26 protein-coding genes are annotated in these 25,379 nt (G+C 60.7%); 15 read left to right on the top strand and 11 right to left on the bottom strand.

Annotated elements, in window-relative coordinates; translation table 11 throughout:
• Nucleotides 1-141 precede the first annotated feature (141 nt).
• From PSH80_RS23375 to PSH80_RS23355, 5 genes are all read left to right on the top strand, one after another.
• Nucleotides 142-1,299 carry a D-alanyl-D-alanine carboxypeptidase family protein gene (locus PSH80_RS23375; protein ID WP_057960701.1) on the top strand — a complete coding sequence of 386 codons (1,158 nt, stop codon included), beginning with the start codon at nucleotides 142-144 and terminating at the stop codon, nucleotides 1,297-1,299.
• A gap of 85 nt (nucleotides 1,300-1,384) precedes the next feature.
• On the top strand, nucleotides 1,385-1,660 hold the full coding sequence (locus tag PSH80_RS23370; RefSeq protein WP_029292256.1) for a DUF493 domain-containing protein: 276 nt from the start codon (nucleotides 1,385-1,387) through the stop codon (nucleotides 1,658-1,660).
• Complete coding sequence (lipB, locus tag PSH80_RS23365) at nucleotides 1,660-2,307, top strand: lipoyl(octanoyl) transferase LipB (RefSeq protein ID WP_057960700.1); 648 nt, start codon at nucleotides 1,660-1,662, stop codon at nucleotides 2,305-2,307. The genes PSH80_RS23370 and lipB overlap by 1 nt, the downstream gene beginning before the upstream one ends.
• Nucleotides 2,308-2,332: 25 nt before the next feature.
• Entirely contained in the window at nucleotides 2,333-3,334 is a 1,002-nt protein-coding gene (lipA, locus tag PSH80_RS23360) for a lipoyl synthase (RefSeq protein WP_057444888.1), read from the top strand.
• 173 nt (nucleotides 3,335-3,507) lie between these two features.
• Complete coding sequence (locus tag PSH80_RS23355; RefSeq protein ID WP_057439006.1) at nucleotides 3,508-4,440, top strand: LD-carboxypeptidase; 933 nt, start codon at nucleotides 3,508-3,510, stop codon at nucleotides 4,438-4,440.
• A gap of 95 nt (nucleotides 4,441-4,535) precedes the next feature.
• Here the strand turns inward: PSH80_RS23355 and PSH80_RS23350 are convergent, their stop codons facing one another.
• The 5 genes from PSH80_RS23350 to leuS form a co-directional block, all read right to left on the bottom strand.
• Nucleotides 4,536-5,861 (bottom strand): lytic murein transglycosylase, encoded by a 1,326-nt coding sequence (locus tag PSH80_RS23350; RefSeq protein WP_057960697.1) that lies wholly within the window; start codon nucleotides 5,859-5,861, stop codon nucleotides 4,536-4,538.
• A 61-nt stretch (nucleotides 5,862-5,922) separates the two neighbouring features.
• The gene (gene arfA, locus PSH80_RS23345) at nucleotides 5,923-6,087 is read right to left on the bottom strand and encodes an alternative ribosome rescue factor ArfA (protein ID WP_003176285.1); all 165 of its coding nucleotides are present in this window, start codon (nucleotides 6,085-6,087) and stop codon (nucleotides 5,923-5,925) included.
• A 235-nt stretch (nucleotides 6,088-6,322) separates the two neighbouring features.
• Nucleotides 6,323-7,360, bottom strand: coding sequence for a DNA polymerase III subunit delta (gene holA / locus PSH80_RS23340; RefSeq protein WP_057960696.1), 1,038 nt, complete (start codon nucleotides 7,358-7,360; stop codon nucleotides 6,323-6,325).
• A 39-nt stretch (nucleotides 7,361-7,399) separates the two neighbouring features.
• Nucleotides 7,400-8,005, bottom strand: coding sequence for an LPS assembly lipoprotein LptE (gene lptE / locus PSH80_RS23335; protein WP_057439009.1), 606 nt, complete (start codon nucleotides 8,003-8,005; stop codon nucleotides 7,400-7,402).
• A 90-nt stretch (nucleotides 8,006-8,095) separates the two neighbouring features.
• Nucleotides 8,096-10,702, bottom strand: a complete 2,607-nt coding sequence (gene leuS, locus PSH80_RS23330) for a leucine--tRNA ligase (RefSeq protein WP_305418465.1) — start codon at nucleotides 10,700-10,702, stop codon at nucleotides 8,096-8,098.
• 262 nt (nucleotides 10,703-10,964) lie between these two features.
• Here leuS and PSH80_RS23325 point away from each other — a divergent pair, with 262 nt between their 5' ends.
• Nucleotides 10,965-11,282 (top strand): hypothetical protein, encoded by a 318-nt coding sequence (locus PSH80_RS23325; RefSeq protein ID WP_057439011.1) that lies wholly within the window; start codon nucleotides 10,965-10,967, stop codon nucleotides 11,280-11,282.
• An 84-nt stretch (nucleotides 11,283-11,366) separates the two neighbouring features.
• Complete coding sequence (locus tag PSH80_RS23320) at nucleotides 11,367-12,128, top strand: YdcF family protein (protein ID WP_057439012.1); 762 nt, start codon at nucleotides 11,367-11,369, stop codon at nucleotides 12,126-12,128.
• Between the two features lie 151 nt (nucleotides 12,129-12,279).
• Here the strand turns inward: PSH80_RS23320 and lnt are convergent, their stop codons facing one another.
• The 5 genes from lnt to miaB all read right to left on the bottom strand — a co-directional run bounded on the left by lnt (nucleotide 12,280) and on the right by miaB (nucleotide 17,703).
• The gene (gene lnt, locus PSH80_RS23315; RefSeq protein ID WP_057960692.1) at nucleotides 12,280-13,803 is read right to left on the bottom strand and encodes an apolipoprotein N-acyltransferase; all 1,524 of its coding nucleotides are present in this window, start codon (nucleotides 13,801-13,803) and stop codon (nucleotides 12,280-12,282) included.
• Between the two features lie 8 nt (nucleotides 13,804-13,811).
• A complete protein-coding gene (locus PSH80_RS23310) occupies nucleotides 13,812-14,651 on the bottom strand; it encodes an HlyC/CorC family transporter (RefSeq protein WP_005791724.1) in 840 nt (279 codons plus the stop codon).
• A gap of 42 nt (nucleotides 14,652-14,693) precedes the next feature.
• Complete coding sequence (gene ybeY / locus PSH80_RS23305) at nucleotides 14,694-15,152, bottom strand: rRNA maturation RNase YbeY (protein ID WP_057960691.1); 459 nt, start codon at nucleotides 15,150-15,152, stop codon at nucleotides 14,694-14,696.
• On the bottom strand, nucleotides 15,145-16,149 hold the full coding sequence (locus PSH80_RS23300; protein ID WP_305418460.1) for a PhoH family protein: 1,005 nt from the start codon (nucleotides 16,147-16,149) through the stop codon (nucleotides 15,145-15,147). The genes ybeY and PSH80_RS23300 overlap by 8 nt, the downstream gene beginning before the upstream one ends.
• Before the next feature lie 225 nt (nucleotides 16,150-16,374).
• On the bottom strand, nucleotides 16,375-17,703 hold the full coding sequence (miaB, locus tag PSH80_RS23295; protein ID WP_057439015.1) for a tRNA (N6-isopentenyl adenosine(37)-C2)-methylthiotransferase MiaB: 1,329 nt from the start codon (nucleotides 17,701-17,703) through the stop codon (nucleotides 16,375-16,377).
• A 132-nt stretch (nucleotides 17,704-17,835) separates the two neighbouring features.
• Here miaB and PSH80_RS23290 point away from each other — a divergent pair, with 132 nt between their 5' ends.
• The 8 genes from PSH80_RS23290 (at nucleotide 17,836) to PSH80_RS23255 (ending at nucleotide 24,670) form a co-directional block, all read left to right on the top strand.
• A complete protein-coding gene (locus PSH80_RS23290; protein ID WP_003236992.1) occupies nucleotides 17,836-18,162 on the top strand; it encodes a DUF1820 family protein in 327 nt (108 codons plus the stop codon).
• 108 nt (nucleotides 18,163-18,270) lie between these two features.
• On the top strand, nucleotides 18,271-19,131 hold the full coding sequence (locus tag PSH80_RS23285; RefSeq protein ID WP_120734194.1) for a MurR/RpiR family transcriptional regulator: 861 nt from the start codon (nucleotides 18,271-18,273) through the stop codon (nucleotides 19,129-19,131).
• 93 nt (nucleotides 19,132-19,224) lie between these two features.
• On the top strand, nucleotides 19,225-19,797 hold the full coding sequence (locus tag PSH80_RS23280) for a hypothetical protein (RefSeq protein ID WP_370693708.1): 573 nt from the start codon (nucleotides 19,225-19,227) through the stop codon (nucleotides 19,795-19,797).
• A 25-nt stretch (nucleotides 19,798-19,822) separates the two neighbouring features.
• On the top strand, nucleotides 19,823-21,283 hold the full coding sequence (locus PSH80_RS23275; protein ID WP_305418454.1) for an FAD-dependent oxidoreductase: 1,461 nt from the start codon (nucleotides 19,823-19,825) through the stop codon (nucleotides 21,281-21,283).
• 36 nt (nucleotides 21,284-21,319) lie between these two features.
• Nucleotides 21,320-22,090, top strand: coding sequence for a transporter substrate-binding domain-containing protein (locus tag PSH80_RS23270; RefSeq protein ID WP_057960688.1), 771 nt, complete (start codon nucleotides 21,320-21,322; stop codon nucleotides 22,088-22,090).
• Between the two features lie 31 nt (nucleotides 22,091-22,121).
• Complete coding sequence (locus PSH80_RS23265) at nucleotides 22,122-22,841, top strand: ABC transporter permease (RefSeq protein ID WP_169989727.1); 720 nt, start codon at nucleotides 22,122-22,124, stop codon at nucleotides 22,839-22,841.
• Nucleotides 22,838-23,548, top strand: coding sequence for an ABC transporter permease (locus PSH80_RS23260; RefSeq protein ID WP_057960686.1), 711 nt, complete (start codon nucleotides 22,838-22,840; stop codon nucleotides 23,546-23,548). Before PSH80_RS23265 ends, PSH80_RS23260 begins: the two co-directional genes overlap by 4 nt.
• 9 nt (nucleotides 23,549-23,557) lie before the next feature.
• Nucleotides 23,558-24,670 (top strand): succinylglutamate desuccinylase/aspartoacylase family protein, encoded by a 1,113-nt coding sequence (locus tag PSH80_RS23255; protein WP_198817854.1) that lies wholly within the window; start codon nucleotides 23,558-23,560, stop codon nucleotides 24,668-24,670.
• A gap of 4 nt (nucleotides 24,671-24,674) precedes the next feature.
• On the opposite strand, the gene PSH80_RS23250 is transcribed toward PSH80_RS23255, so the two are convergent.
• Nucleotides 24,675-25,229: a tetratricopeptide repeat protein gene (locus PSH80_RS23250; protein WP_198799916.1), complete on the bottom strand. Its 555-nt coding sequence runs from the start codon at nucleotides 25,227-25,229 to the stop codon at nucleotides 24,675-24,677.
• Between the last annotated feature and the right edge of the window lie 150 nt (nucleotides 25,230-25,379).

Genomic DNA, 25,379 nt, shown 5'->3' with positions numbered 1-25,379 from the left:
GCCCTGGTTGCAGGCTCTTCGAATAATAAAAACCCGAAGGCAAGGGTTGAGCTGGCAACTGAATACGCGACAGCCTGGTGACGGGCTGTCTGAATGTTTTGCCCGCGAGGGCAAGTTTCCATAAGCAATTTCGAGAGACGGATGAACATCACCACCTTAGCCAAACGCCTGTGCCTGCTTGTCCCGCTGATCATTGCGCCCGCTGCCTGGGCCGTCGAAATGATGCCAGCACCACCGCAACTGGCTGCCAAGTCCTACGTGCTCATGGATGCCGCCAGCGGCAACGTGCTGGTCGAAAACAACGGTGACCAGCGCCTGCCGCCGGCCAGCCTGACCAAGCTGATGACCGCCTATATCGCGACCCTGGAAATCCGTCGCGGCCAGATCGGTGAAAACGATCCGGTGACCGTCAGCGAAAACGCCTGGCGCACCGGCGGTTCGCGGATGTTCATCAAGGTCGGCTCCCAGGTCTCCGTCAGCGACCTGCTGCACGGCATCATCATCCAGTCCGGTAACGACGCCAGCGTCGCCCTGGCCGAACACATTGCCGGCAGCGAAGATGCATTTGCCGACATGATGAACAAAACCGTGACTGACCTGGGCATGACCAACAGTCACTTCATGAACCCGACCGGCCTGCCAAACCCAGACCACTACTCGTCGGCCCATGACATGGCGATCCTGGCGCGCGCGATCATTCGTGTCGACCCGGTGCACTACGCCATCTACTCCCAGAAAGAGTTCTTCTGGAACAACATCAAGCAGCCTAACCGCAACCTGTTGCTGTGGCGCGACAAGACCGTCGACGGCCTGAAAACCGGGCATACCGACGAAGCCGGCTACTGCATGGTGTCCTCGGCTGTGCGTGACGGCCAACGTCTGATCGCCGTGGTGTTCGGCACCAACAGCGAACAGGCCCGTGCGGCGGAAACCCAGAAGCTGCTGACCTATGGCTTCCGTTTCTTCGAAACCCAGACCTTCTACCAGAAGGGTGCCGAACTGGCCCAGGCTCCTGTGTGGAAAGGCACCGAGCGTCAAGTCAAGGCCGGCCTGGCTGACGACCTGACCCTGACCATGCCTAAAGGCCAGCTGAAGAAACTGGCTGCCAGCATGACCATGAACCCACAACTGACCGCGCCAATCGCCAAGGGCGATGTGATCGGTAAAGTCGAAGTGAAGCTGGACGACAAAGTCGTACACAGCGCCGATCTGATCGCGCTCGACGCCGTTGAGGAAGGTGGTATCTTCCGCCGCGTGTGGGATAGCATCCGTCTATTCTTCTACGGCTTGTTCAACTGATTGTGTGCACCCGCAAGGCCCCGCGTTGATCCGACGCGGGGCTTTGCCCGTCGCCACGGCTTACCGCTTACGAGGCCGTTTCGCCATGACCGATAAAGAAGTAAAGGCGCCAAAGATCGAATTCCCGGTGACGGACTATCCCGTCAAGGTGATCAGCGATACCGGTGTGGGCAACAAAGACAAGATCCTCGAGATCATGCGTAAACACGCAACGATCAACGACAACCGTGTGGATGAGCGCTTGAGCACCAACGGTAAGTACACCACGATCCAGTTGCACATCGTTGCGACCGGTCAAGACCAGCTTTACGACATCAACAGCGAACTGCGAGCCACCGGTTTCGTACATATGGTGTTGTGATGTCGCAGGTCCTGGGCTTTCGCGAGCTCGGCCAGATGGCGTACGAGCCGGTCTGGCACGCCATGCAGCGCTTTACCAATGAGCGCGGCAGCTCGGCTCCCGACGAAATCTGGCTGGTGGAACACCCGCCGGTATTCACCCAGGGCCAGGCTGGCAAGGCTGAGCATCTACTACTTCCGGGTGATATTCCGGTGGTGCAGGTCGACCGAGGTGGTCAAGTGACTTACCATGGGCCCGGACAACTGGTGGCTTATTTGCTGCTGGATGTGCGCAAGCTGGGTTACGGCGTGCGTGAGCTGGTCAGTCGCATGGAAAACTGCCTGATCGAGCTGCTGGCCAGTTATGGTGTGACTGCCGTGGCCAAGCCCGATGCTCCAGGTGTGTATGTCGACGGCGCGAAAATCGCCTCCCTGGGCCTGCGCATCCGCCATGGCTGTTCCTTTCATGGCCTGGCCCTGAACGTGGACATGGACCTGGCGCCGTTTCGCCGGATCAATCCCTGTGGTTACGCCGGTTTGGCCATGACCCAGTTGAGTGATCACGCAACACCCCTAGAATTTGCCGAGGTAAGTGCCCGGCTGCGCGCGCAGCTCGTCAAACACCTCGACTATGCTGAGCAGACGACCCTGACGGGCGGAATCGACTGATATGACTACTGATGTTGTGCAAACCATGATCCCGACGCTGGACATTACCGAGCGTCCGGCCCCGGCTCCGCGTGCCAAGGTGGAAGCCGGCGTCAAGCTGCGCGGCGCCGAGAAGGTTGCACGCATCCCGGTGAAGATCATTCCGACCACCGAACTGCCGAAAAAGCCCGACTGGATCCGCGTACGCATCCCGGTCTCGCCGGAAGTCGACCGTATCAAGGCGCTGCTGCGTAAGCACAAGCTGCACAGTGTGTGCGAAGAAGCCTCCTGCCCGAACCTGGGTGAGTGCTTCTCCGGCGGCACCGCGACCTTCATGATCATGGGTGACATCTGCACCCGTCGTTGCCCGTTCTGCGACGTTGGCCATGGCCGGCCGAAGCCACTGGACGTCAACGAGCCGGAAAGCCTGGCCATCGCCATCGCCGACCTGAAACTCAAGTACGTGGTGATCACCTCGGTAGACCGCGATGACCTGCGCGACGGCGGTGCCCAGCACTTTGCCGACTGCATCCGCGAAATCCGCAAACTGTCGCCGAACGTGATGCTCGAGACCCTGGTCCCGGACTACCGTGGCCGTATGGACGTCGCCCTGGAAATTACCGCCGCCGAGCCGCCAGATGTGTTCAACCACAACCTGGAAACCGTTCCGCGCCTGTACAAGGCTGCGCGTCCGGGTTCGGACTACCAGTGGTCGCTGACCCTGCTGCAGAAATTCAAGCAGATGATGCCGCACATCCCGACCAAGTCCGGGCTGATGCTGGGCCTGGGCGAAACCGACGAAGAAGTCATCGAAGTCATGAAGCGCATGCGCGAACACGACATCGACATGCTGACCCTCGGCCAGTACCTGCAACCATCGCGCAGCCACTTGCCGGTGCAGCGTTTCGTGCACCCGGACACCTTTGCCTGGTTTGCCGAAGAAGGCTACAAGATGGGCTTCAAGAACGTCGCGTCGGGCCCGCTGGTACGTTCGTCGTACCACGCCGACGAACAGGCCAAGCTGGTCAAGGCTAGCCTGGTTTCCTAAACCTTGGCGCCGATCCATTTGTGTGGATGGGCGTGTAGGGGGGCTGGTTTGTGTGGGAGCGGGCTTGCCCGCGATAGCATCGCCTCGGTGCAACTGATACACCGAGGCGTGTGCATCGCGGGCAAGCCCGCTCCCACAGTTCGTTGTGCTGTACAGAATAGGGAGAACCAAGGATGACTAACCCGCTTGCCACCGCCGTACCCGCCCTGCGCGCCGAAGGTGTGATCGGCCTCATTGCCCCCGCTGGCCCCGCCGCGCTGGATGTTGAAAAGGCCGGGCAATGGATGCGCGCCCGTGGCTACGAGCTGCGGATTTTCTCGGGGGTGTATGAGCGCGATGGCTATCTGGCCGGCAGCGATAAAGTACGCCTGCGCGACCTGCACGCTGCCTTCGCCGACCCCGAGATCGACGCCATCTTCTGTCTGCGCGGTGGCTACGGCACCCCACGCTTGCTCGATAGCGTGGATTTCGAGCTGCTGGCAGCCAATCCCAAGCCCTTCGTCGGCTACAGCGATATCACCGCGCTGCACTTGGCGATCAGCCGCTACGCCGGCTTCGTGACCTTCCACGGCCCGATGCTCAATGCCGACCTGCTCGGTGACAAGCAACAGCCCACTGAGTCATCACTGTTCAGCCTGCTGCGCGGCCAGCTGGGCGCTGGCAGTGTGCTGGCGCACCCAGTGGCGTACCCGCTGACCACCATTGAGCCTGGCATCGCCTGTGGGCGCTTGCTGGGGGGCAACCTGTCGATGATCGCGGCGGTGATGGGCACGCCCTTCGAGCTTGATGCCGAGGGCATCATCCTGTTTATCGAGGACGTCAACGAGCCAATCTATCGCATCGACCGCCTGCTGACGCACTTGCGCCTGGCGGGCAAGCTGGCGCAGGTGCGCGGTGTGCTGGTGGGGGATGTGGCGGGAGTGGATAACGTCGCGCTGGAGCGGCTGTTGAAACAGACCTTCCAACCGTTCTGTATTCCGGTCCTGTCCGGCTGGCGCAGCGGCCATTGCGACCCCAATCTGACCTTGCCGATGGGCGCCTTGGTGCGCCTGGATGCGGGGGAACAGCGGCTGGTGCTGGAGCAGGATGTGGTGTCTAGGCTCTGAGTGTTTTGGCGCCTGTCGGCACGCTATCGCGAGCAAGCTGGCTCCCACAGGGAATTGCATTCCAAATGTGGGAGCGGCAGTCGCCCTACACCGATCTAGCGGCTACGCAACGACTCCAACAACTTCACCGTCGGATATCCATCCGCCGGCCAGCCCAACGACTGCTGCGCCGCACGAATCGCCTTGCGCGTATTGGCGCCGATAATCCCGTCCGGGTTGCCGGCCTCATAGCCATTGGCGCTCAACACCGTCTGCAACTCGATGCGCTGGGAGCGGGTCAGTGGCAGTTCATCGGTTGGCCAATCGCCGCGAATCACCCCACCGCCGCCAAAACGCTCGGACAACAGGCCGACCGCCAGGGCGTATGACGACGAGTTGTTGTACTTGAGGATTGCGCGGAAGTTATCCAGCACCAGGAACGCCGGGCCACGATGGCCGGCCGGCAGCAGCAGGGCGGCCGACAGCGTTTCTACGTTGGGCGGCACGCTGGCACCGGCCGGCACCTGCAGGCCCAGCTTCAACCATTCGCCGACCGGCTTGCGCACCACGCCATCAGCCAGGGCGTAATCGAAGTTTGTCGGCAATTGCTGCACCTCAAAGCCCCACGGCTGGCCTTTCTGCCAGCCCGAGCTTTGCAGGTAGTGCGCAGTGGAGGCGAGGGCGTCGGCCGAGCTGTTCCAGATGTCGCGGCGACCGTCGCCGTCGAAGTCCACGGCGTGGGTGTTGTAGGTGGTCGGTATGAACTGGGTCTGGCCCATGGCGCCGGCCCACGAGCCGCGCATCTGTTCGGCTGGAATGTCACCGTGCTGGATGATTTGCAGCGCGGCCAGCAACTGCGCCTGGGCGAATGCCGGGCGGCGGCCTTCATAGGCCAGGGTCGCCAGGGAGCGGATCACCGAGTTATTGCCCTGGAACGAACCGAAGTTACTTTCCATGCCCCACACCGAGACCAGCACCTGGCGATCAACGCCGTAGCGCTGTTCGATGCTTTGCAGGATATCGGCGTGCTTGATCAGCAAGGCCTGGCCATTGCGTACGCGCAGCGCCGACAAGGCACCGTTGAGGTATTCCCACACCGGGCGGGAAAATTCCGGCTGGCTGCGGTCGGCGCGGATGACCGCCATGTCGGGGGTGACGTTGGCGAAGGCGGTGTCGAATACCGTCGGGGTGATACCGGCCTTCAGGGCCTCGACGCGAAAACCTGCCTGCCATTCGGCGAAGGTCTGGGTCGGTTGGATATCGAGATTGGTCACGGCCAGGGGCGCAACTATGGCGGGGGCGGCAACCGGTGCGGTCTGGAGCGTGGGCAGGGGCTGAGCGTCGGCGGCGGTGGGTTTTTCGGCGCAGGCGACTAACAGGATCAGGCTGGAGGCAGCAATCAATTGGCGAAGGTGCCAACGACGGGAAAGACTAGAGGGCATGCACAGGTCCAGGAAATACGAATCAGGTGCAGACCTTATCATGCCAGAGGGGCGCTTGCCTTCAGGCAGCCAGAAAGTAAGAAGCCTCCCAGCTATTAGACTGGAAGGCTTCGCGGCGGTAGCTGCCTTTGCCTTTGCCGGCGCGTTCCTGGCGACTGCGGAACAACGGCTGGGCGATGATGGATTTGGCCTTGTTGGGGCCATGCTTGGATGGCTTTTTGCTCATGATCGGGACTCTCCGATGGGGTGGGTGATGCGGTGCAAATCATCTGCCGAAGTCTGCCGGCTGTCCAGCCCGGCGCGATGTAGGAAATATCAAAAACCTGAATACGGCGACGATCAAAACTGTAGGAGCTGGCTTGCCTGCGATGGCATCACCACCGCGTGACTGACACACCGAGGCGCCTGCATCGCAGGCAAGCCAGCTCCTACATTGGTTTTGTGGTGGTTGGGCGAGCGTGCTATTCGGCGGGCAGTGCCAGGCGCTGGCCGGACATCAGCAGCGACAAACGGCTCAAGCTCATCCACGGCGACCCTGCGGCCTGGCCCTTGATCTGCGCGTCGATGCGTTGGGCTTCGAGCAACAATTGCGCCCAGCGTTGCGCCGAGTGCCGTTGCAGGGCCTTGCTCATCAGGGGCTTGCGCTTGTCCCACACCGGCGGGCGGGCCTGGCTGAAGGCCTTGTCCAGAGGGGTGCCCTGGCTGTACTGCAGGGCGATATTGGCCAGCAAGCGCAGTTCCCGGGCCAGCGCCCAGAGAATCACCGGCGGCTCGACCCCTTCACCGCGCAGCCCTTCGAGCATGCGCAAGGCGTGGGCCGCATCACCGTTGAGGATTGCGTCCACCAGCCCGAATACGTCAAAGCGTGCGCTGTCGGCCACCGCGCCCTGCACGGTCTCGACGGTGATCTGGCCACCTTCGGCCATCAGCTTGAGCTTTTCGATTTCCTGGGCCGCCGCCAATAGGTTGCCTTCAACCCGGGCCGCGATCAGTTCGACCGCGTCCTGGCTGGCAGACAATCCGGCTTGCGACAGGCGTTGGCGAATCCATTGCGGCAACTGACTGCTGTCCACCGGCCAGATCTGGATGAACTGGGTCTGTGCCCCTTCCACCAGCGCCTTGCCCCATTTGGTTTTCTGCGCGCTGCCATCGAGCTTGGGCAGGCTGATCAGCAACAGCGTGTCCTCGGCGGGGCGGGCGCAGTATTCCATCAGGGCCGCCGCGCCTTTGTCGCCGGGCTTGCCCGAGGGCAGGCGCAGTTCCAGCAGGCGTTTTTCGGCAAACAGCGACATGCTGGCCCCGGCCTGGAGCAGGGTGCCCCAGTCGAAGCTGGCGTCGGCGCTGAACACCTGGCGTTCATCAAAGCCTTGCTGGCGCGCAGCCTGGCGAATGGTGTCGGCGGCTTCCTGGCACAACAGCGGATCATCGCCACTGACGATGTACACAGGCGCGAGGTTGCCTTGCAGGTGTTTGGCGAGTTGGGCGGGGGCGAGTTTCATAGGCTGGATGGACGGGGCGCATGACGCGCCCCGTCTGGTTTACTCGGCAGGGACTTCAACAGGCGATTGCTTGGGAATGCTGTTTTCATAGTCCTGCGCGGCTTTCAGCGCCTCCGCATCCGCCTTGGCCTTGGCGTCGGCAGTCTGCTGCAGGGCATCGAGCTGGGCCGGGCTGATCATCTGCAGGCGCAGGACCATACGCTGTACCAGGTCACGGCGCATTTCATTGCGCACCTGATTGACCTCAGTGTCGGAACCGACCAGGTTGTTGCCGTCGTGCGTCACGACTTTCTGCACTTGCAGTTTGTCGCTGATCAGCGGCAACTGGTCGTGGCCCTGGATCTGGAACATGAGCACGCTGCTCAACTCGATGTCCGAAGACCGGCCGGCACTGGCGTAGCTGAGGTTACGCTGGGTCTCTTTCTCGTCGATCAGCACCAGCTTGTAAGCCGCGCCGTTATAGACTTTGACGCCGCTGTTTTCCAGAGTTTGGCGCAGCTGGGTCACGGTTTCGCCATAGGAGTTGCGCGCGCTGACATCCAATTCCTTGATCGCCAGTTCCGTGGTGCCGGTGCCGCGCAGCTGGAAGCCGCATGCGCTCAGCAGTACGGCAAGGCCCATAACCAGCAAGTTGCGTTTGATCATTTTATTGCTCCCCTTGAAACCATGTGGGCCTTATCGAGGCCCTGGAGGTTTTGTTCGGCGCCAGGGCTCTTGCCCTGGCGCCCGATCCGATTAGCTAGCGACGATATTGACCAGTTTACCGGGCACTACGATCACTTTGCGGATCGTCAGGCCTTCGGTGAAGCGCAACACGTTCTCATTGCTGCGCGCGGCAGCTTCGACTTCTTCACGGCTGGCGCTGGCAGGCATGTCGATCTGGCCGCGCAGTTTACCGTTGACCTGAATCACCAGTTGCAGCGTGTCCTGGACCAGGGCACTGTCATCCGCGACCGGCCATGCAGCATCGATCACCGCGCCGCTGTGGCCCAACTGGCTCCACAGGTCGTGGCTGATGTGCGGGGTGATCGGCGCCAGCAGCAGGACGACTGCTTCCAGGCCTTCCTGCACCAGTGCACGGTCCTGTTCGGTAGCCTGCGGGGCTTTTTCCAGCACGTTCATCAGCGTCATCACCTGGGCGATGGCGGTGTTGAATTTATGGTGCTGGCCCACGTCCTGGCTGGCTTGCTTGATGGCCAGGTGGGTGCTGCGGCGAATGAGTTTCTGCTCGTCGCTCAACGACGCCACGTCCAGTTTGCCCGGCAAGCCCTGGCTGATATGGCCATGGGCCAGGCGCCAGACGCGCTTGAGGAAGCGGTGCGAACCTTCGACGCCAGAGTCCGACCATTCGGCGCTCATATCGGGCGGCGAGGCGAACATCATGAACAGGCGGCAGGTGTCGGCGCCGAACTGGTCGATCATCGACTGCGGGTCGACGCCGTTGTTCTTCGACTTGGCCATCTTCTCGGTACCGCCGATTTCCACCGGCAGGCCGTCGGATTTCAACTTGGCACTGATCACCTTGGCTTTGCTGTCACGCTCCAACTCGACGTCCGCCGGGTTGAACCAGGTGTAGGCGCCATTGGCTTCGCGGCGATAGTAAGTCTCGGCGATCACCATGCCCTGGGTCAGCAGGTTCTTGAACGGCTCGTCGGAGCTGACCAGGCCTTCGTCACGCATCAGCTTGTGGAAGAAGCGCGCGTACAGCAGGTGCAGGATCGCGTGTTCGATACCACCGATGTACTGATCCACCGGCAACCAGTGGTCGGCTGCGGATTTTTCCACCAGGCCGCCTTCATAGTGCGGCGAGGCGTAGCGGGCGTAGTACCACGAGGACTCGACGAAGGTGTCCATGGTGTCGGTTTCACGCTTGGCAGGCTGGCCGCATTTCGGGCAGTTGCACTCGTAGAACTCGGGCATGCGCGCCAGCGGCGAACCGGCGCCGTCCGGCACCACGTCTTCGGGCAGGACGACCGGCAGTTGGTCTTCCGGCACCGGCACGTCACCACAGGTTTCGCAGTGGATGATCGGGATCGGGCAGCCCCAGTAGCGCTGGCGGCTGATGCCCCAGTCGCGCAGGCGGAACTGGGTACGCGAGGCGCCGAGGTTTTTCTTGATCAGGGCGACTTCAATGGCGTCGAAAGCGCCTACGAAGTCCAGGCCGTCGAACTCGCCGGAGTTGATCAGGGTACCGTGTTCGCCGTAGGCGTCTTGCCATGGGGCCGGGTTGGTATCACCGGAACTGGTACGCACCACAGACTTGATCGGCAGGTTGTACTTGGTGGCGAATTCGAAATCGCGCTCGTCGTGAGCGGGCACTGCCATTACTGCACCATCGCCGTAGTGCATCAGCACATAGTTGGCGACCCAAACCGGCAGTTTTTCACCGGTCAGAGGGTGCTCGACGAACAGCCCGGTCGGCAGGCCTTTTTTCTCCTGGGTGGCGACGTCGGCTTCAGCCACGCTGCCGCCTTTGCATTCGGCGATAAAGGCCTGCAGCTCAGGGTTGTTCTGTGCGGCTTGGGTGGCCAGCGGGTGTTCGGCGGCCACGGCGACGTAGGTCGCGCCCATCAGGGTGTCCGGACGGGTGGTGAAAACTTTCAGAGCGCCCGTTTCACCGATGGAATCGACGTTGTACGGGAACTGCACTTCCATGCCCTTGGACTTGCCGATCCAGTTGCGCTGCATGGTCTTGACCTGTTCAGGCCAGCCCGGCAGGTCGTCGAGGCTCGACAAGAGTTCATCGGCGTAGGCGGTGATCTTGAAGTAGTACATCGGGATTTCGCGCTTTTCGATCAGCGCGCCGGAACGCCAGCCACGGCCGTCGATCACTTGCTCGTTGGCGAGGACGGTCTGGTCGATCGGGTCCCAGTTCACGGTGCCGCTTTTTTTGTAGATCACGCCTTTTTCGAACAGGCGGGTGAACAGCCATTGTTCCCAGCGGTAGTAGTCCGGCTTGCAGGTGGTCACTTCGCGGGACCAGTCCACGGCCAGGCCCAGGCTGCGCAGCTGGGTCTTCATGTAGGCGATGTTCTCGTAGGTCCACTTGGCGGGCGCTACGTTGTTTTTCATCGCGGCGTTTTCCGCAGGCATGCCGAAGGCGTCCCAACCCATAGGTTGCAGGACGTTTTTGCCGAGCATGCGCTGGTAGCGGGAAATCACGTCGCCGATGGTGTAGTTACGCACGTGCCCCATGTGTAGTTTGCCGCTGGGGTAAGGGAACATGGATAGGCAGTAGTAAGTCTCCTTGCCTGGCTGTTCACTGACTTCAAAGGACTTTTGTTCGTCCCAGAAAGTTTGGGCGGCATTTTCTATTTCACGGGGCTGATATTGTTCGTGCATGGCTACTTTTGAACTGAATAGGGGTGGCCTAATCCTCTTCGGTGCATTGTCCGGGTTGAGCGACACCAAAAAGCGGCGCGTCCGTGCCCAAACCCTGCGGGAAGTGGAGTTACAGGAAGCGCCGTAGCATACATGACCCCACTCTATCGAGGGAAACCCTGATTGCGCCGCGCAGGCCGTTGGTCGCGGCGCGCGGTTGGTTGCGTCAGCGCAGCTACGCTGTTTATTGGGGAGTGAGACTTATCTTTAATGAGGTGAGGGGATGGTTGATTCGCAGCGAATGAGAACGAAACCGGAAGTGTATGAAGGACTGATCGACCGCTTGGGTCGAGCACTGGACGCAGCAAGAACCGCAGGCCGATTGCGTGACGAACGGCCTGATGAGCTGGAACTGCGAGGCTTGAGCCCTGCAGAGTTTGAAGTGATCAAGGCCTACCTGGACTTGAACGCGCGCCCGATCCCGCAATGGGTGGCTCCTGTGCCAGCCAGGGAAGCGGTGCGATCGTCCAAGGTGGTATGGCTCAAGGACTTGTCCGCCGGCCGCAGCCCGGAAAAGCTGCGGTCTGTGCGATTCAAGTAACCTGATCAGCGTTATCCACCGCTGGTAAAGATTGTCGCTAAACCCCGTTACACCTTAGGCTTCGGGCATCTTTGGAGATGCTCGATGCCTATTCGTTATTTCATCAAACAATTATTGCTGCCGCCCGGCATTCTCTTGCTGCTGCTGGCCCTTGCCTGGTGGTTTCGCCGCACCCGTCCACGCTTGGCCGGCGTGTGCTTTGCCCTCGGGTTTGGCGGGATGTGGCTGATCAGCTTGCCGGTGATGGTGGAGTGGGGCGCACGCGCCTTGGAAACCGAGCCGCCATTGGCCGTGGAAGACTGGGCCAGCCTGGCAGAACGGGCCGATGCCATTGTGGTGCTGGGCTCGGGCCGCGAGCGCGGTGATCCGGCCTGGGGCGCCGATCAGCCGACCGGTATCGGCCTGGAGCGCCAGCGCTACGCGGCGCGATTGGCCAAGGCGTCCGGGCTGCCGGTGCTGACCAGCGGCGGCCTGCACTACGGCACGCCGCCCAGCGAGGCGCAGTTGATGGCAGTGTCGATGCAGCAAGACTTTGGCGTGGCCGTGCGCTGGAAGGAAGAGCGCAGCCGCACCACCTGGGAAAATGCGCAGATGAGTGCCGAGATCCTGTTGCCCCAGGGCGTCAAGCGCGTGGTAGTCGTGACCCAGGCCTGGCATATGCCGCGTTCGGTGTGGAGCTTCGAGAAGGCCGGCTTTACCGTGGTGCCGGCGCCGGTCGGCTTCCTGGGGGTGGACAATGCCCGGCCGCTGGGCGGCTGGATGCCGGAATTCAAGTCGATCTGGCAGAGCGGGCAGTTGATCAATGAGGCGGTGGGGCAGGTAGGTTACCGCCTGTTCTATCGTTAACGCCGCAAATCAACATATGGGGCTTGTGTGGGAGCGGGCTTGCCCGCGATGGCGGTGGGTCAGTCACTAAAAATGCTGACTGATACACCTCCATCGCGGGCAAGCCCGCTCCCACAAAAAGCCCGCTGCCACATTGGGGCTTGGGTGTCTGTCAGACGGTCTTGGCCATGCGCCCGGCCAGCAGGGCCCAGCCAAACAGCCCCAGGCACAGGATGATCAGCGGCCACGAACGCCATTGCAGGTACGGCGTCAGGTTGTGCATCGGTACGACCTCGCCGTAGAGAATGCCGCGCTCGAACTGCGGGATCTGCTCGGTAATCTGCCCGAATGGGTTGATCAGGCCGGTCACGCCGTTGTTGGTGGCACGGATCATCCAGCGGCCGGCTTCGAGGGCGCGCATCTGGGCCATTTGCAGGTGCTGCAAGGGGCCGATGGAGGTGCCGAACCAGGTGTCATTGCTGATGGTCAGCAGTAAGTCGCTGCGGGCGGCGAGGCCGGCGGCGAACTCCGGATAGACCACTTCGTAGCAGATATACGGCGCGATCTGATAACCCTTGGCTTGTAGCATGGCCTGGTCCTCAGGCCCGCGGGCGAAGTCCGACATCGGCAGGTCGAAGAACGCGATCAGCCCGCGCAATACATCCTGCAGCGGCACGTACTCGCCAAAGGGCACCAGCTTCTGCTTCAAATAGGTGCCATCGCCTTGACCGACCACGGTGATGCCATTGAAGTAGCGCTTCTCATGGCGTACTTCCTGGCGGATCGGCACGCCGGTGATCATCGCCGCGTTCCGGTCGGCAGCGAATTTGCCCATCATCCCCAGGTAGCCCTCGACGGACTCCTTGAGCACCGGCACGGCGGTTTCCGGCCAGATCAGCAGGTCCACGCGCTTGGAGGCAAAACTCATGTCGCGGTACAGCGCCAGTTGCGCGTTGAGCTGCGCCGGATCCCACTTCATGCTCTGCTCGACATTGCCCTGGATCGCCGCGACGGTCAGCGGTTCACCGGCGGGGCTGGTCCAGGCGTAGTGCTTGAGCCCCAGGCCAATGGCCCAGGGCGCAACCAGCAGCACCAGGCCTGCGCCGATAAACGCGTTGCGCCTGGCTGCCAGCAAACGCGGCAGGTTGACGAGCAGTGCCGCGCTCAAGGCCAGGGCAAACGAAATCAGCCACACCCCGCCCAGCGGCGCGAGCCCGGCCAGCGGGCCGTCGAGTTGACTGTAACCGGAGTACAACCAAGGGAAACCGGTGAGGAACCAGCCGCGAAACGCTTCCTGGCCCACCCATAGCGCGGCAAACGCCAGGGCATCGGCCAGCGGCGCTTCGTTACGGCGCAGCCAGCGCGCCCAGAGCCAGGCGGGCAGGGCAAAGAACAGCGCAATCGCGGCGGTGAACGCGAGCATCAACAGCCCGGCCAGCAACACCGACGCGCCGCCAAAGTGATGGATGCTGTAGTAGATCCAACTGGTGCCCGCGCCAAACAGGCCAAAGCCGAAACACCAGCCACGCCCGAAGGCCTGGCGGGGTGTCAGTTGGCGCATCCCGGCATAGAACACCCCGACCGCCACCAGCGCCAGCGGCCATATATCGAACGGCGCCAGCGCCAGGGTGGTGATAGCACCGGCCACCACGGCCAGCAGGTTACCGGGCCAGCCGGGTGCGGTGAGACGGCGCATATCAGTCCTTAGCGGGCAATAGGTGTCAGGCGGATCAGGTGGATGCGACGGCTATCGGCATTCAGGATGCGGAAGCGATAGGCGCCGATCTCGGTGGTTTCGTTACGCTTGGGCAAGTGACCAAACGCACTCATCACCAGGCCACCGACAGTGTCGAACTCATCGTCGGAGAATTCGCTGTCGAAGAACTCGTTGAAGTTCTCGATCGGCGTCAGCGCCTTGACCAGGAAATCACCGCTGGGCAGCGGCTTGATGTAGCTGTCTTCTTCAACGTCGTGTTCGTCTTCGATATCGCCGACGATCTGTTCCAGCACGTCTTCGATGGTCACCAGGCCGGCGACACCGCCGTATTCGTCAATGACGATGGCCATGTGATTGTGGTTGGCGCGGAACTCGCGCAGCAGCACATTCAGGCGCTTGGATTCAGGCACGAAGGTCGCAGGACGCAGCAGGTCCTTGATGTTGAAGCTGTCGCCGTTCTCCTTGAGGATCAGCGGCAGCAGGTCCTTGGCCAGCAGGACACCCATGACGTCGTCATGGCTTTCGCCGATCACCGGGTAGCGCGAGTGCGCCGAGTCGATCACGGCCGGGAGGAATTCCCGTGGGGTCTGGGTCGCCTTGATGCTGATCATCTGCGAGCGCGGGACCATGATGTCCCGAACCTGCAGGTCAGCCACCTGGATGGCGCCTTCGACGATGGCCAGCGCTTCGCTGTCCAGCAACTTGTTCTGATGGGCCTCGCGCAGCAGCTCCAGCAGCTCCTGGCGGTTTTTCGGCTCGTGGGCAAAAGCCTGGGTCAGTTTACCCAGCCATGACTTTTGCCCGTTGCTCGATCGGTCTTCGCTCATAGCGATTACTCTAAATCCTTGATTGTTTCAGTTGAGTGTCGATTAGTGTTCGTCGTCTGCATAGGGGTCAGGATGACCCAACTCTGCAAGCAACGTTCGTTCCAGTGCTTCCATTTCTTCGGCTTCTTCATCATCTATATGGTCGTAACCCAACAGATGCAAGCAGCCGTGCATGACCAAGTGGGCCCAGTGGGCCTCCAGGGCCTTGCCTTGTTCCTTTGCTTCGCGCTCCACCACCGCGACGCAGATCACCAGGTCACCCAGCAGCGGGATATCCAGCAGTTCATCCGGCACATCGGCGGGGAACGACAGCACATTGGTCGCGTAGTCTTTCTGGCGCCAGGTGTGATTCAGCTCGCGGCCTTCAGGTTCGTCCACCAGACGGATGGTCAGTTCCGAGTCGGCGCTGCGCTGGCGCAGGGCCAGTGTGCACCATTGGCGGAACTGTTCTTCGCTGGGGGCTGGCGCTTCAGTGGCCAGTTGCAGATCAAGCTCAAGCATCGCGGCGGTTGTCCTTCGACAGCCCGTCGTCGCGGTGTTCGAAGCGCTCGTAGGCCTCGACAATGCGCTGTACCAGCGGGTGACGCACCACATCCTTGGGCATGAAGTGGGTAAAGCTGATCCCCGGCACGTCCTTGAGCACCTCGATCACCTGGCCCAGGCCCGACTTGGTGCCCTTGGGCAGGTCGACCTGGGTGATATCGCCGGTGATCACGGCGGTGGAGCCGAAACCGATACGGGTCAGGAACATCTTCATCTGCTCGACCGTGGTGTTCTGGCTTTCGTCGAGGATGATGAAGCTGTTGTTCAACGTGCGACCGCGCATATAGGCCAGCGGGGCGATCTCGATCACCTGGCGCTCGATCAGCTTGGCCACGTATTCGAAGCCGAGCATTTCATACAGTGCGTCGTACAGCGGGCGCAGGTACGGGTCGATCTTCTGGGCCAGGTCGCCGGGCAGAAAGCCCAGTTTCTCACCGGCTTCCACCGCCGGGCGCACCAACAGGATGCGTCGCACGTGTTCGCGTTCCAGGGCGTCTACCGCACAGGCCACGGCCAGGTAGGTCTTGCCGGTACCGGCCGGGCCGATGCCGAAGTTGATGTCGTTGCCGAGGATTTCTTTGACATAGCGCTGCTGATTCAAGCCGCGCGGGCGAATCATGCCTTTTTTGGTACGCAGCGCCACGCTGGCTTCGGCCACCGGGTTGTTGGCCAGGTCTTCCACGGCGGATTCCTGCAGGTACAGGTGCACGGTTTCCGGCGACAGCTCGCTACCCTTGGTTTCGCGGTAGAGGCGACGCAGCAGGTTTTCTGCAGACGTGGTGTGCTGGGGTTCGCCAATCAGCTCGAATTGATTGCCGCGGTTGCGGATCTCGATGCTCAGGCGTTGTTCGATCAGGCGCAGGTGCTCGTCGAACTGTCCGCACAGATTGGCGAAACGACGAGCCTCAAACGGCTCGAGGAGGAAACGATGGGGTTCTGCTATGGGTGCGTTCAAGGTTGCTTTTAGCCGCCCTTTGGCTGTTTAGGTGAAATAGAGGATAACGCCAGCCGCCGGTGTGCGAAAGCACTTAAGTTATCGGAATGCTGCGCGGTTCCCATGTGGGGGCGGGCTTGCTCGCGAAGGCGGTGTGTCAGTCAATGCATCTGTCACTGATCCACTGCCTTCGCGAGCAAGCCCGCTCCCACATTTTGATCTCCACCAGTCAGGAGTATTGATGGGTTACTGGATCAGTGAGCCGCGCAGCGAGTGCGGTTGCGCCGCGTCGATGTGCACGTCGGCGAACTGGCCGATCAGCGTCGGGTTGTCGCAACGGAAATTGACGATCCGATTGTTCTCGGTACGTCCCTGCAACTCGCCCGGGTCTTTCTTCGAGTAATCGGTGACCAGGATGCGCTGGGTCGAGCCGACCATTTGTCGGCTGATCTCGAAACCTTGCTGGTTGAGGCGATGCTGCAAGGCGTTGAGGCGCTCCTTTTTCAGCTCCTCCGGGGTCTCGTCGACCAGGTCGGCAGCCGGAGTGCCGGGGCGCTGGCTGTAGACGAAGGAGTAGGAGAAGTCGAAACCGACGTCTTCAATCAGCTTCATGGTCTGCTGGAAGTCCTTCTCGGTCTCGCCAGGGAAACCAACGATAAAGTCCGAACTGATGCAGATGCCCGGCACGGCGGCGCGCAGTTTGCGCAGCTTGGACTTGTACTCCAGGGCCGTGTGGTTGCGCTTCATCGCCGAGAGGATGCGGTCCGAGCCCGATTGCACCGGCAAATGCAGGTGCTTGACCAGCTCCGGCACTTCGGCGTGGGCCTGGATCAGGCTGTCGGAGAACTCCAGCGGGTGCGAGGTGGTGTAGCGAATCCGCTCGATACCGTCTACCGCCGCGACCACGCGAATCAGCTCGGCCAGGTCCGCCAGGCGCCCATCGTGGGTCTGGCCGCGATAGCCGTTGACGTTCTGCCCCAGCAGGGTCACTTCACGCACGCCGTTTTCGGCCAGGTGGATGATTTCCGCCAGCACATCGTCGAACGGTCGGCTGACTTCTTCGCCCCGGGTATAAGGCACCACGCAGAAGGTGCAGTACTTGCTGCAACCTTCCATCACTGACACATAGGCGCTCGGGCCGTCGATGCGTGGCTCGGGCAGGTGGTCGAACTTTTCGATTTCCGGGAACGAGACGTCCACCTGCGGCAACTTGGTGATACGCGCAGCGTCGATCATTTCCGGCAGGCGGTGCAGGGTCTGCGGGCCGAAGACCACGTCGACATAGGGTGCGCGGTCGCGAATGGCCGCGCCTTCCTGGCTGGCCACGCAACCACCGACGGCGATCACCATGTCCGGGTTGGCCAGTTTCAGTTCACGCCAGCGGCCCAGCTGCGAGTAGACCCGATCCTGGGCCCGTTCGCGGATCGAGCAGGTATTGAGCAGGATCACGTCGGCATCTTCGGCGCGAGCCGTGACTTCCAGGGCCTGATGTTCACCCAGCAGATCGACCATGCGCGAGCTGTCGTACTCGTTCATCTGGCAACCGTGGGTTTCGATGTAAAGCTTCTTGGCCATGGGAATCGTCAACTGGTGGTAAAGAACCGCGCATTATAGGGGGCATGCCCATTGGTTCCTAGCACTGTGCATCGGGTGCCATGCTATAGTTCGCGCCCTCATTTATATCCGCCGATGTGCTGCCCGCCCCCCATGACCAAACGTGAAGCTCCAATCTACAAGGTGATTTTCCTTAACCAGGGCCAGGTGTTCGAAATGTACGCAAAACAGATCTATCAAAGTGATCTGTGGGGCTTCCTGGAAGTGGAAGAGTTCGTCTTTGGCGAGCGCACGCAGCTGGTCGTCGATCCGGGCGAGGAAAAGCTCAAGGCCCAGTTCGAAGGCGTGGTGCGCAGTTTTGTGCCGATGCATTCGATTGTGCGCATCGACGAAGTCGAGCGCCTGGGCACGCCCAAGATCAGCGAGGCGCGGGGTGTGAGCAATGTCATGCCGTTTCCGATGCCGATGCCGGAAAAGTAGAACGCTGGGCTCCAGACCCTGATTTGTAGGATTGTTCTGATAGTTATCTGTCACGTATTGACTGAGTGATAGAAAAATATCAGTTTGTGCTCATGCGCAGAGGACGCCATGAACACACCTATAAAAACACGCCTCCAACAGCAGCTGTCATCCAGATCGCCTTCCTATCGCGCGCTGGCGGCTTATATTTTGTCGAACTTGAGGGATCTGCCCTTCGAGAACTCGGCGATGGTGGCGCAGAAGCTTGCCATCAGTGAGTCCACCGTTGGCCGCTTCTGTCGCGCCGTGGGCTACAAGCATTTCAAAGACCTCAAGAACGAACTCAAGGATGACTTGGGCGATAGCCCCTGGTTGATCGGCGACCGGCTGCGCGCTTTCCAGCAGGAGGGTTCTGATAGCCAGCGTTCGTTGGCCCGCAGCCTGGAGTTGGAAATCGCGGCCCTGGTGCGGGTTTATGAATACACCCGTACCGTTCCCTGGCAGGCAGTGACCAGCAGGCTTGCGCAAACACCGCAGATTTTTGTCGCCGGTTTCGGGACTGAGCGCGGTACCGCCTGTTCCATGGCTCATATGCTGCAGTATCTGCGCCGTGGCGTGCATCTGCTGGATGGCGCCTCCGGTCATTTCGGCGAGGTATTGCTCGCTTCCCCGGCCGGTTCGATGCTGATTGTCTATGAAGCGCGACGTTATTCGCGCCAATCACTGCTGTTATGTCGCGAGGCTCGCAGCCGCAATATTCCCGTCACGCTGATTACCGATAACTTTTGCGAGTGGGCCGAGCAAAATGCCGACGAGGTATTCCGGGTGTCCACGGAGCTTGAGCTGCTATGGGACTCGACGTCGACCATGTTGTCCCTGACCCATTTGTTGATTAACGATATGTCGAAAAAGCTCGGTCCAGAGATGGAAGAGTATTTGCGTTCAATCGCACAGTTGCATCAAACATTTGTAGGTTATGTACAAAGTTGAACCTGCGTTGCAATTCGACTGTTAACGCACGACTGATTTTTATATAGCTCTTTGAGCCTTTATCAACGGACTTATTCGTTCGGGAGTAGCCCTGTGCGCGATCCTCGGTATGACATTCTTTTTGAATCAGTTCAAATAGGACCGGTTCGCACCCGTAACCGCTTTTATCAAGTGCCTCATTGCAACGGTATGGGGCATGTGCACCCCTCCGCCATGGCGAGTATGCGTGGCATCAAGGCCCAGGGAGGATGGGGCGTAGTTTGTACGGAGGAGTGCGAGATCAGCCCATACAGCGAGTTTTCTCCTTATATAGAAGCACGGTTGTGGGACGAGCGAGATATACCGGCGCTGGCGCGCATGTGTGAGGCGGTCCACCAGCACGGTTCACTGGCAGGCGTTGAACTGGCGTTCAATGGCTACTCCGCGCCGAATCGCTACAGCCGCGAAGTGCCGTGGGCCCCCTCTGACACTCCAGTGCGAGGGTATGACCCGGTCCAGGCGCGGGCCATGAGTCTTGCGGATATCAGGCAACTGCGTCAGATGCATCGGGCGGCCGCCTTGCGGGCGCGCTCGGCGGGTTTCGATATCGTCTATGTGTACGCCGGCCACGATCTGGGCTTGCCGTTTCATTTTCTGACCACCGCGCAACAACCGTCGTACCGATGAGTACGGAGGGGTGTTGGAGAATCGCGTGCGCTTGTTGCGCGAGTTGATTGAAGACACTCGGGACGCGGTGGGCGACCGGTGTGCGGTCGCTGTGCGGTTGGCGGTGGATGAGCAGATCGCCGCTGGCCTGTCCCACGAAGGGGAGGGGGCCGAAATCTTCACCATGCTGGCTGACTTGCCAGACCTGTGGGATATCAATGTGGCCGACTGGTCGAACGACAGCATGACCTCGCGTTTTGCCAGCGAAGGTTATCAAGAGACCTTTTTATCCGGGCTGAAGGCGTTGACCAGCAAACCGCTGGTGGGTGTGGGGCGTTTTACCTCGCCGGATACCATGGTTTCCCTGGTCAGACGTGGCGTGCTGGACCTGATCGGTGCTGCCCGCCCGTCGATTGCCGACCCGTTCCTGCCCAAGAAGATTGAAGAAGGGCGGATGGATGAGATCCGCGAATGCATTGGCTGCAATGTCTGCGTCAGTGGCGACCACACCAGTACGCCCTTGCGATGCACGCAGAACCCGACCATGGGCGAAGAATGGCGGCGGGGCTGGCACCCCGAGTCGGTGAGCCCTGCACGCAGCTCAAGCCGCGCCCTGGTGGTCGGTGCAGGGCCCGCCGGGCTTGAATGTGCGCGTGTGCTGGGCGCGCGCGGCATGGAGGTCGCCTTGGTGGAGAGCTCGCGGACCCTGGGCGGGCGTGTGGCGCTTGAGTCAAAATTGCCCGGGTTGTCGAGTTGGTCGCGGGTGATCGACTATCGGCTGGATGCCCTGAGCCGCATGGACAGGGTGCAGATCTATCGGCAAAGCCCCCTGGAGGCTCAAGACGTACTGGACTTCGCCGCCGCGCACGTTTTTATTGCGACCGGCGCTCGCTGGCGTCGTGATGGCCTGGGCAGGGCGCTGCGTCAGGCCTTGCCCGGACTGGAAAGCCTGCCGATCCTGACCCCGGATGATGTGATGGGCGGTGCGCTTGCCCCTTCGCCAGTGCTGTTGTTCGACGACGATCATTACTACATGGGCAGCGTGCTGGCCGAGCGGTTGGTGGCCCAGGGCGTGGAGGTTGTCTTCGTCACCCCGGCAGCGGATGTTGCGGCCTGGACCCATAACACCCTTGAACAACATCGCATCCAGCGTCGCCTGCTAGAACTGGATGTCACCATCATCGCTTCCCACTCGCTGATGACGGTGACGTCTGATGGTGTGATTGCCAGCTGTGTCTATACCGGTCGGCCTCGTGTGATTGCTGTGGCCTCGCTGTTACTGGTGACGTCCCGCGAGCCCGAGCAGGCTTTGTTCCGGGCGCTCGACCGGCCTGACGAAGAGTTGCGAGAAGCCGGTATCCAGACTCTGCTCCCGATAGGTGACTGCCTGGCGCCGGGGACCATAGCGGCGGCGGTGTATGGCGGTCATCGCCAGGCGCGAGAATTTGACGCCCCTGCCGGCTCATTATTCATGCGTCGAGAAATTACATGTCTGGAGGTTATGTAGCGTTCTGTTGTTCTACAAATAACGAGGAATAAAACAATGAAAAAAATAGTCCTGATGTTATCGCTGTCTATTATTTTTTTATTCAATGGTTCGGTACTTGCCAAAAACTACGAAGTTATTCGCTTTGGCGTTGACCCCAACTACGCGCCCTTTGCCTATAAAGACAACACCGGTCAACTGGTCGGTTTTGAAGTTGATATCGGCAACGCTATCTGTGCACACCTGGATGTCCGTTGCCAGTGGGTCGAGATTGACTACGACGCTATGATCCCAAGCCTCAAGGCCGGGAAGATCGACGCCATACTGGCCTCGATGAGCATTACTGCCGCACGCCTGAAGGTGATTGATTTCACTTCCGAAGTGTTCTCCAGCCCGACTGCCATGGTGTACAGGCAAGGTACCCGCCTGGAGGCGCCCAGCGGTCAATCTGTCGGCTATTTGCAAGGCTCCATCCAGGAGGTCTATGCCAAGCAAGTGCTGGCCAAGGCGGGCATGAAGGTGGTGGCCTATCCCGACCAGGAGCAAGTCTATGCCGATCTGATAACGGGGCGTTTGCAGGCTTCGCTACAAGACGCACAGCAAGCCCGCAGCGGATTTTTACGCTCGCCCCGTGGTGCCGGTTTTGTCCTTGGTCCTGTGATTGAAAGCGAATTGATGCCAGCAAAAAGTGCCATCGGTCTCGCCAAGGGCAACGCCGCCTTGAAAGGCATGCTGGACCAGGGGTTGGCGGCGCTGCACACGGATGGCACCTATGCCCGCCTGCAAGACCAGTACTTCGACGGCATGGACATGTTCAGCGGCAATTGACCGCTCTTTATCAAGTAAGGAGCGGGCACTTATGTTTGAACCATTATTGCCGGTCGCCGCGCACTTCATGACGAGCCTGCTGGGCTATGGCCCCCTGTTGCTGCAAGGCATCTGGCTCACACTCAAGCTGGCGTTGTTATCCCTGCTGCTGGGGCTGGTCTTTGGCTTGATCGGGGCGTGCGCGAAACTGTCCAGAGTGTGGGGCTGGCGCTTCTCGGCCCAGCTTTACACCACGCTTATCCGAGGGGTGCCGGATTTACTGCTGATGCTGCTGATTTTCTATGGTCTACAAACCGGGCTGAGTCGCCTGACAAACGCCTTGGAATGGGCCTACATAGAAATCGACCCGTTTAGCGCGGGGGTTATTACCCTGGGGTTTGTCTATGGGGCTTACTTTACCGAGACGTTCCGTGGGGCCTTGCTGGCGGTGCCCGGTGGGCAAGCGAATGCTGCCAAGGCATTGGGCCTGACTCCCTGGCAGGGCTTTGTGTATGTGGTGTTCCCGCAGATGATGCGGTTCGCTTTGCCAGGCCTTGGGAATAACTGGATGGTCTTGCTCAAGGCCACGGCGCTGGTATCGATCATTGGCTTGGCCGATCTGGTGAAGGTGGCGCAAATGGCGGGCAAGGGCAGTCAGCAGCTCTTGGGTTTTCTGCTGTTTGCGGCGCTGATCTATCTCTTGCTGAGCAGTGTGTCCAACGCGCTGTTGCGTTGGCTTGAGCGCCGTTACAGCAGCGAGAGCCGGCTATGATCGAGCTGATCCAGGAGTACTGGCGACCCTTTCTCTACTCCGACGGCGAACAGCTCACTGGGCTGGCGATGACCTTGTGGTTGACCAGCCTGTCGCTATGCCTGGGATTCATCGCGGCGCTGCCCTTGTCCATTGCCCGGGTTGCATGCCGGCGGCGGCTGCGCTGGCCGGTGCAATGCTTCACGTACCTGTTTCGTGGTTCGCCGCTCTATATCCAGTTATTGATCTGTTACACCGGCATTTACAGTATTGCTGCAGTACGCGAACAGCCATTACTGGATGCTTTTTTTCGCGACGCGCTCAATTGCACCGTACTGGCCTTTGCCCTCAATACCTGTGCCTACACCACCGAAATATTCGCCGGGGCCATTCGCGCCATGCCCCGTGGCGAAGTCGAGGCCGCTCGAGCCCTGGGGTTTGACGGCTGGAAGCTCTACGTTTACCTGGTCATGCCCGCCGTGGTGCGTCGTTCATTGCCCTACTACAGCAATGAAGTGATTTTCATGCTGCATTCTACGACGCTGGCCTTTACGGCCACGGTTGCGGACCTTCTGAAAGTGGCGCGGGATGCGAGTTCCACGACGTTCCTTACGTTTGAGTCCTTTGCCATTGCCGCGCTCCTTTACCTGTTGACCACGTTTGCCCTGGTGGGGCTGTTCCGCCTGGCGGAGCGGCGCTGGTTGAGCTTTTTGGGACCCGGCCGATAGGAGGTCGATATGCAAATAGAACGACATGAACTGTTGGCGGCGGTGCCGGGCATGTCCCGGCAGATTTACAGCTTTCATTACGGACCGCCGGCGTCCTGCGGAAAAATCTATATCCAATCTTCCCTGCACGCCGATGAGTTGCCGGGCATGTTGGTGCTCTGGCATCTCAAGCAACGGCTGGCCGCCCTTGAGGCATCGGGCGCGCTGCGTCGACACATTGTGTTGGTACCCGTCGCCAACCCGTTGGGTTTGGAGCAGGTGTTGATGGACGTGCCCCAGGGGCGCTTCGATAACGAAAGCCGGGAGAACTTCAATCGGTTTTTCCTCGACCTCAGTCAGCAGGTGGGCGATGAAGTGGGCGCGAAACTGACCGATGACCCTGTCCGTAACCTGCATCTGATCCGCGCAAGCCTGAAAGCCGTCCTGGCCCGTCAGGTCCCCACGACGCAACTGCAATCCCTGCGCCTGACCTTGCAAACCCTCGCCTGTGACGCGGATATGGTGCTGGACCTGCATTGCGACTTCGAAGCGGTGCAGCACCTGTACCTGGCGCCGGACTTCTGGCCACAAGTCGAGCCTCTGGCGCGCTACCTGGGTGCCGAAGCCTGTTTCATGGCGCACGAGGCGGGGGGGCAATCGTTCGACGAGTGTTTCACACTGTTCTGGAGGCAGATGCAGGCGCGCTTTGCCGGACGTATTCAGCCGCCGGGCTTCGCGGTAACCGTGGAGTTGCGCGGTGTGGCCGATGTGGATCACGGGCTGGCGCGCCGGGACAGCCAGGCGCTGATTGATTACCTGACCTATATAGGGGCCATTGAGGGCTTGGTACCGCAACTGCCCCCTCTGCTTAACCCACCCACACCACTGGCGGGGGTGGAGCCGATAGTGAGTCTGGCGCCTGGGCTGATCGTGTTTTGCGCCAGGGTTGGCGACGCCCTACAGGAGGGGCAGCGGGTCGCCGAGATCATTGATCCGATCACCGACCGCTCGACACCGGTGGTCTGTGCTCATGGGGGGATGTTGTATGTGCGCTCGTTACGGCGGATGGCGACGGCGGGTATGACGATTGCCCATGTCGCGGGTGTCAGGGCCTATCGACAGGGCGACCTGTTATCGCCTTGACAGGTCAGGGCAGCGGCGAAAAGGGCGAACGCCCATCCGCACTCTGCAATTCCTGCAGGTAATTGCGGAAAATCTGCCCCAGCACCTGGGTCGCCACTTCCAGCTCATCGCGCTGCATGTGCTCGGCCACTTCGTCTGCGGTGTCGAGGGCATCTTCGGCGCCGTTGACCGCCGCCATCTTCAGCACGATATACGCCTGCACGTTGTTGGCCGGCACGCCTTCGCCATGGAAGAACATGCTGCCCAGCTTGAATTGCGCCTGGGCATGACCCTGCAGCGAGGCTTTTTCGAAGAAGCTCAAGGCTTTGTTCAGGTCGCGGGCAGGGTTTTTGTCGTCGTAGAAGAATTCGCCCAACTCGTATTGCGCCTGCGCATCCCCGCCATCGGCCAGGGTTTGGCAGGCGCTCAGCGCCTCGGCCTGGCTGTCGGACTGAGTATCGAGGGTGCAACGACCCATCGCTGGGATCAACAACGAGTTGCCGCCCGCTTGTGCATGTGCAAGCAGCGGTTGAAGGAGCAACAGGCAGCCCAGAACCAGGGTGCGGCCGGTGCGTTTCATGGGAATCGACTTACCTCTGACGGGGCGCGTGGAGCCACGTGGGGATCCAATAAGCGCGCATTATGAAATAAGCAGGCCTCTGCTTACAAAGTCTTTACTCGTTTTTCTGCTGCGTGGGCAAGTTATCTGCCGGATTGCAGGTGTTTTCTC

Source organism: Pseudomonas sp. FP818, from assembly GCF_030687335.1.
In the GTDB taxonomy this organism is placed as follows: Bacteria; Pseudomonadota; Gammaproteobacteria; order Pseudomonadales; family Pseudomonadaceae; genus Aquipseudomonas; species Aquipseudomonas shahriarae.
This window is presented reverse-complemented; position numbering and strand designations above follow the sequence as displayed.

What these genes read in the sequence shown, in the direction of transcription:
- PSH80_RS23250 (WP_198799916.1), bottom strand. Translation starts at nt 25,229, where the DNA reads ATGAAACGCACCGGCCGCACCCTGGTTCTGGGCTGCCTGTTGCTCCTT.
- PSH80_RS23285 (WP_120734194.1), top strand. Translation starts at nt 18,271, where the DNA reads ATGAACACACCTATAAAAACACGCCTCCAACAGCAGCTGTCATCCAGA.
- lptE (WP_057439009.1), bottom strand. Translation starts at nt 8,005, where the DNA reads ATGATCAAACGCAACTTGCTGGTTATGGGCCTTGCCGTACTGCTGAGC.
- PSH80_RS23260 (WP_057960686.1), top strand. Translation starts at nt 22,838, where the DNA reads ATGATCGAGCTGATCCAGGAGTACTGGCGACCCTTTCTCTACTCCGAC.
- PSH80_RS23325 (WP_057439011.1), top strand. Translation starts at nt 10,965, where the DNA reads ATGGTTGATTCGCAGCGAATGAGAACGAAACCGGAAGTGTATGAAGGA.
- arfA (WP_003176285.1), bottom strand. Translation starts at nt 6,087, where the DNA reads ATGAGCAAAAAGCCATCCAAGCATGGCCCCAACAAGGCCAAATCCATC.
- leuS (WP_305418465.1), bottom strand. Translation starts at nt 10,702, where the DNA reads ATGCACGAACAATATCAGCCCCGTGAAATAGAAAATGCCGCCCAAACT.
- PSH80_RS23375 (WP_057960701.1), top strand. Translation starts at nt 142, where the DNA reads ATGAACATCACCACCTTAGCCAAACGCCTGTGCCTGCTTGTCCCGCTG.
- PSH80_RS23290 (WP_003236992.1), top strand. Translation starts at nt 17,836, where the DNA reads ATGACCAAACGTGAAGCTCCAATCTACAAGGTGATTTTCCTTAACCAG.
- lnt (WP_057960692.1), bottom strand. Translation starts at nt 13,803, where the DNA reads ATGCGCCGTCTCACCGCACCCGGCTGGCCCGGTAACCTGCTGGCCGTG.
- PSH80_RS23355 (WP_057439006.1), top strand. Translation starts at nt 3,508, where the DNA reads ATGACTAACCCGCTTGCCACCGCCGTACCCGCCCTGCGCGCCGAAGGT.
- miaB (WP_057439015.1), bottom strand. Translation starts at nt 17,703, where the DNA reads ATGGCCAAGAAGCTTTACATCGAAACCCACGGTTGCCAGATGAACGAG.
- ybeY (WP_057960691.1), bottom strand. Translation starts at nt 15,152, where the DNA reads ATGCTTGAGCTTGATCTGCAACTGGCCACTGAAGCGCCAGCCCCCAGC.
- PSH80_RS23265 (WP_169989727.1), top strand. Translation starts at nt 22,122, where the DNA reads ATGTTTGAACCATTATTGCCGGTCGCCGCGCACTTCATGACGAGCCTG.
- lipA (WP_057444888.1), top strand. Translation starts at nt 2,333, where the DNA reads ATGATCCCGACGCTGGACATTACCGAGCGTCCGGCCCCGGCTCCGCGT.
- PSH80_RS23370 (WP_029292256.1), top strand. Translation starts at nt 1,385, where the DNA reads ATGACCGATAAAGAAGTAAAGGCGCCAAAGATCGAATTCCCGGTGACG.
- lipB (WP_057960700.1), top strand. Translation starts at nt 1,660, where the DNA reads ATGTCGCAGGTCCTGGGCTTTCGCGAGCTCGGCCAGATGGCGTACGAG.
- PSH80_RS23310 (WP_005791724.1), bottom strand. Translation starts at nt 14,651, where the DNA reads ATGAGCGAAGACCGATCGAGCAACGGGCAAAAGTCATGGCTGGGTAAA.
- PSH80_RS23255 (WP_198817854.1), top strand. Translation starts at nt 23,558, where the DNA reads ATGCAAATAGAACGACATGAACTGTTGGCGGCGGTGCCGGGCATGTCC.
- PSH80_RS23270 (WP_057960688.1), top strand. Translation starts at nt 21,320, where the DNA reads ATGAAAAAAATAGTCCTGATGTTATCGCTGTCTATTATTTTTTTATTC.
- holA (WP_057960696.1), bottom strand. Translation starts at nt 7,360, where the DNA reads ATGAAACTCGCCCCCGCCCAACTCGCCAAACACCTGCAAGGCAACCTC.
- PSH80_RS23350 (WP_057960697.1), bottom strand. Translation starts at nt 5,861, where the DNA reads ATGCCCTCTAGTCTTTCCCGTCGTTGGCACCTTCGCCAATTGATTGCT.
- PSH80_RS23320 (WP_057439012.1), top strand. Translation starts at nt 11,367, where the DNA reads ATGCCTATTCGTTATTTCATCAAACAATTATTGCTGCCGCCCGGCATT.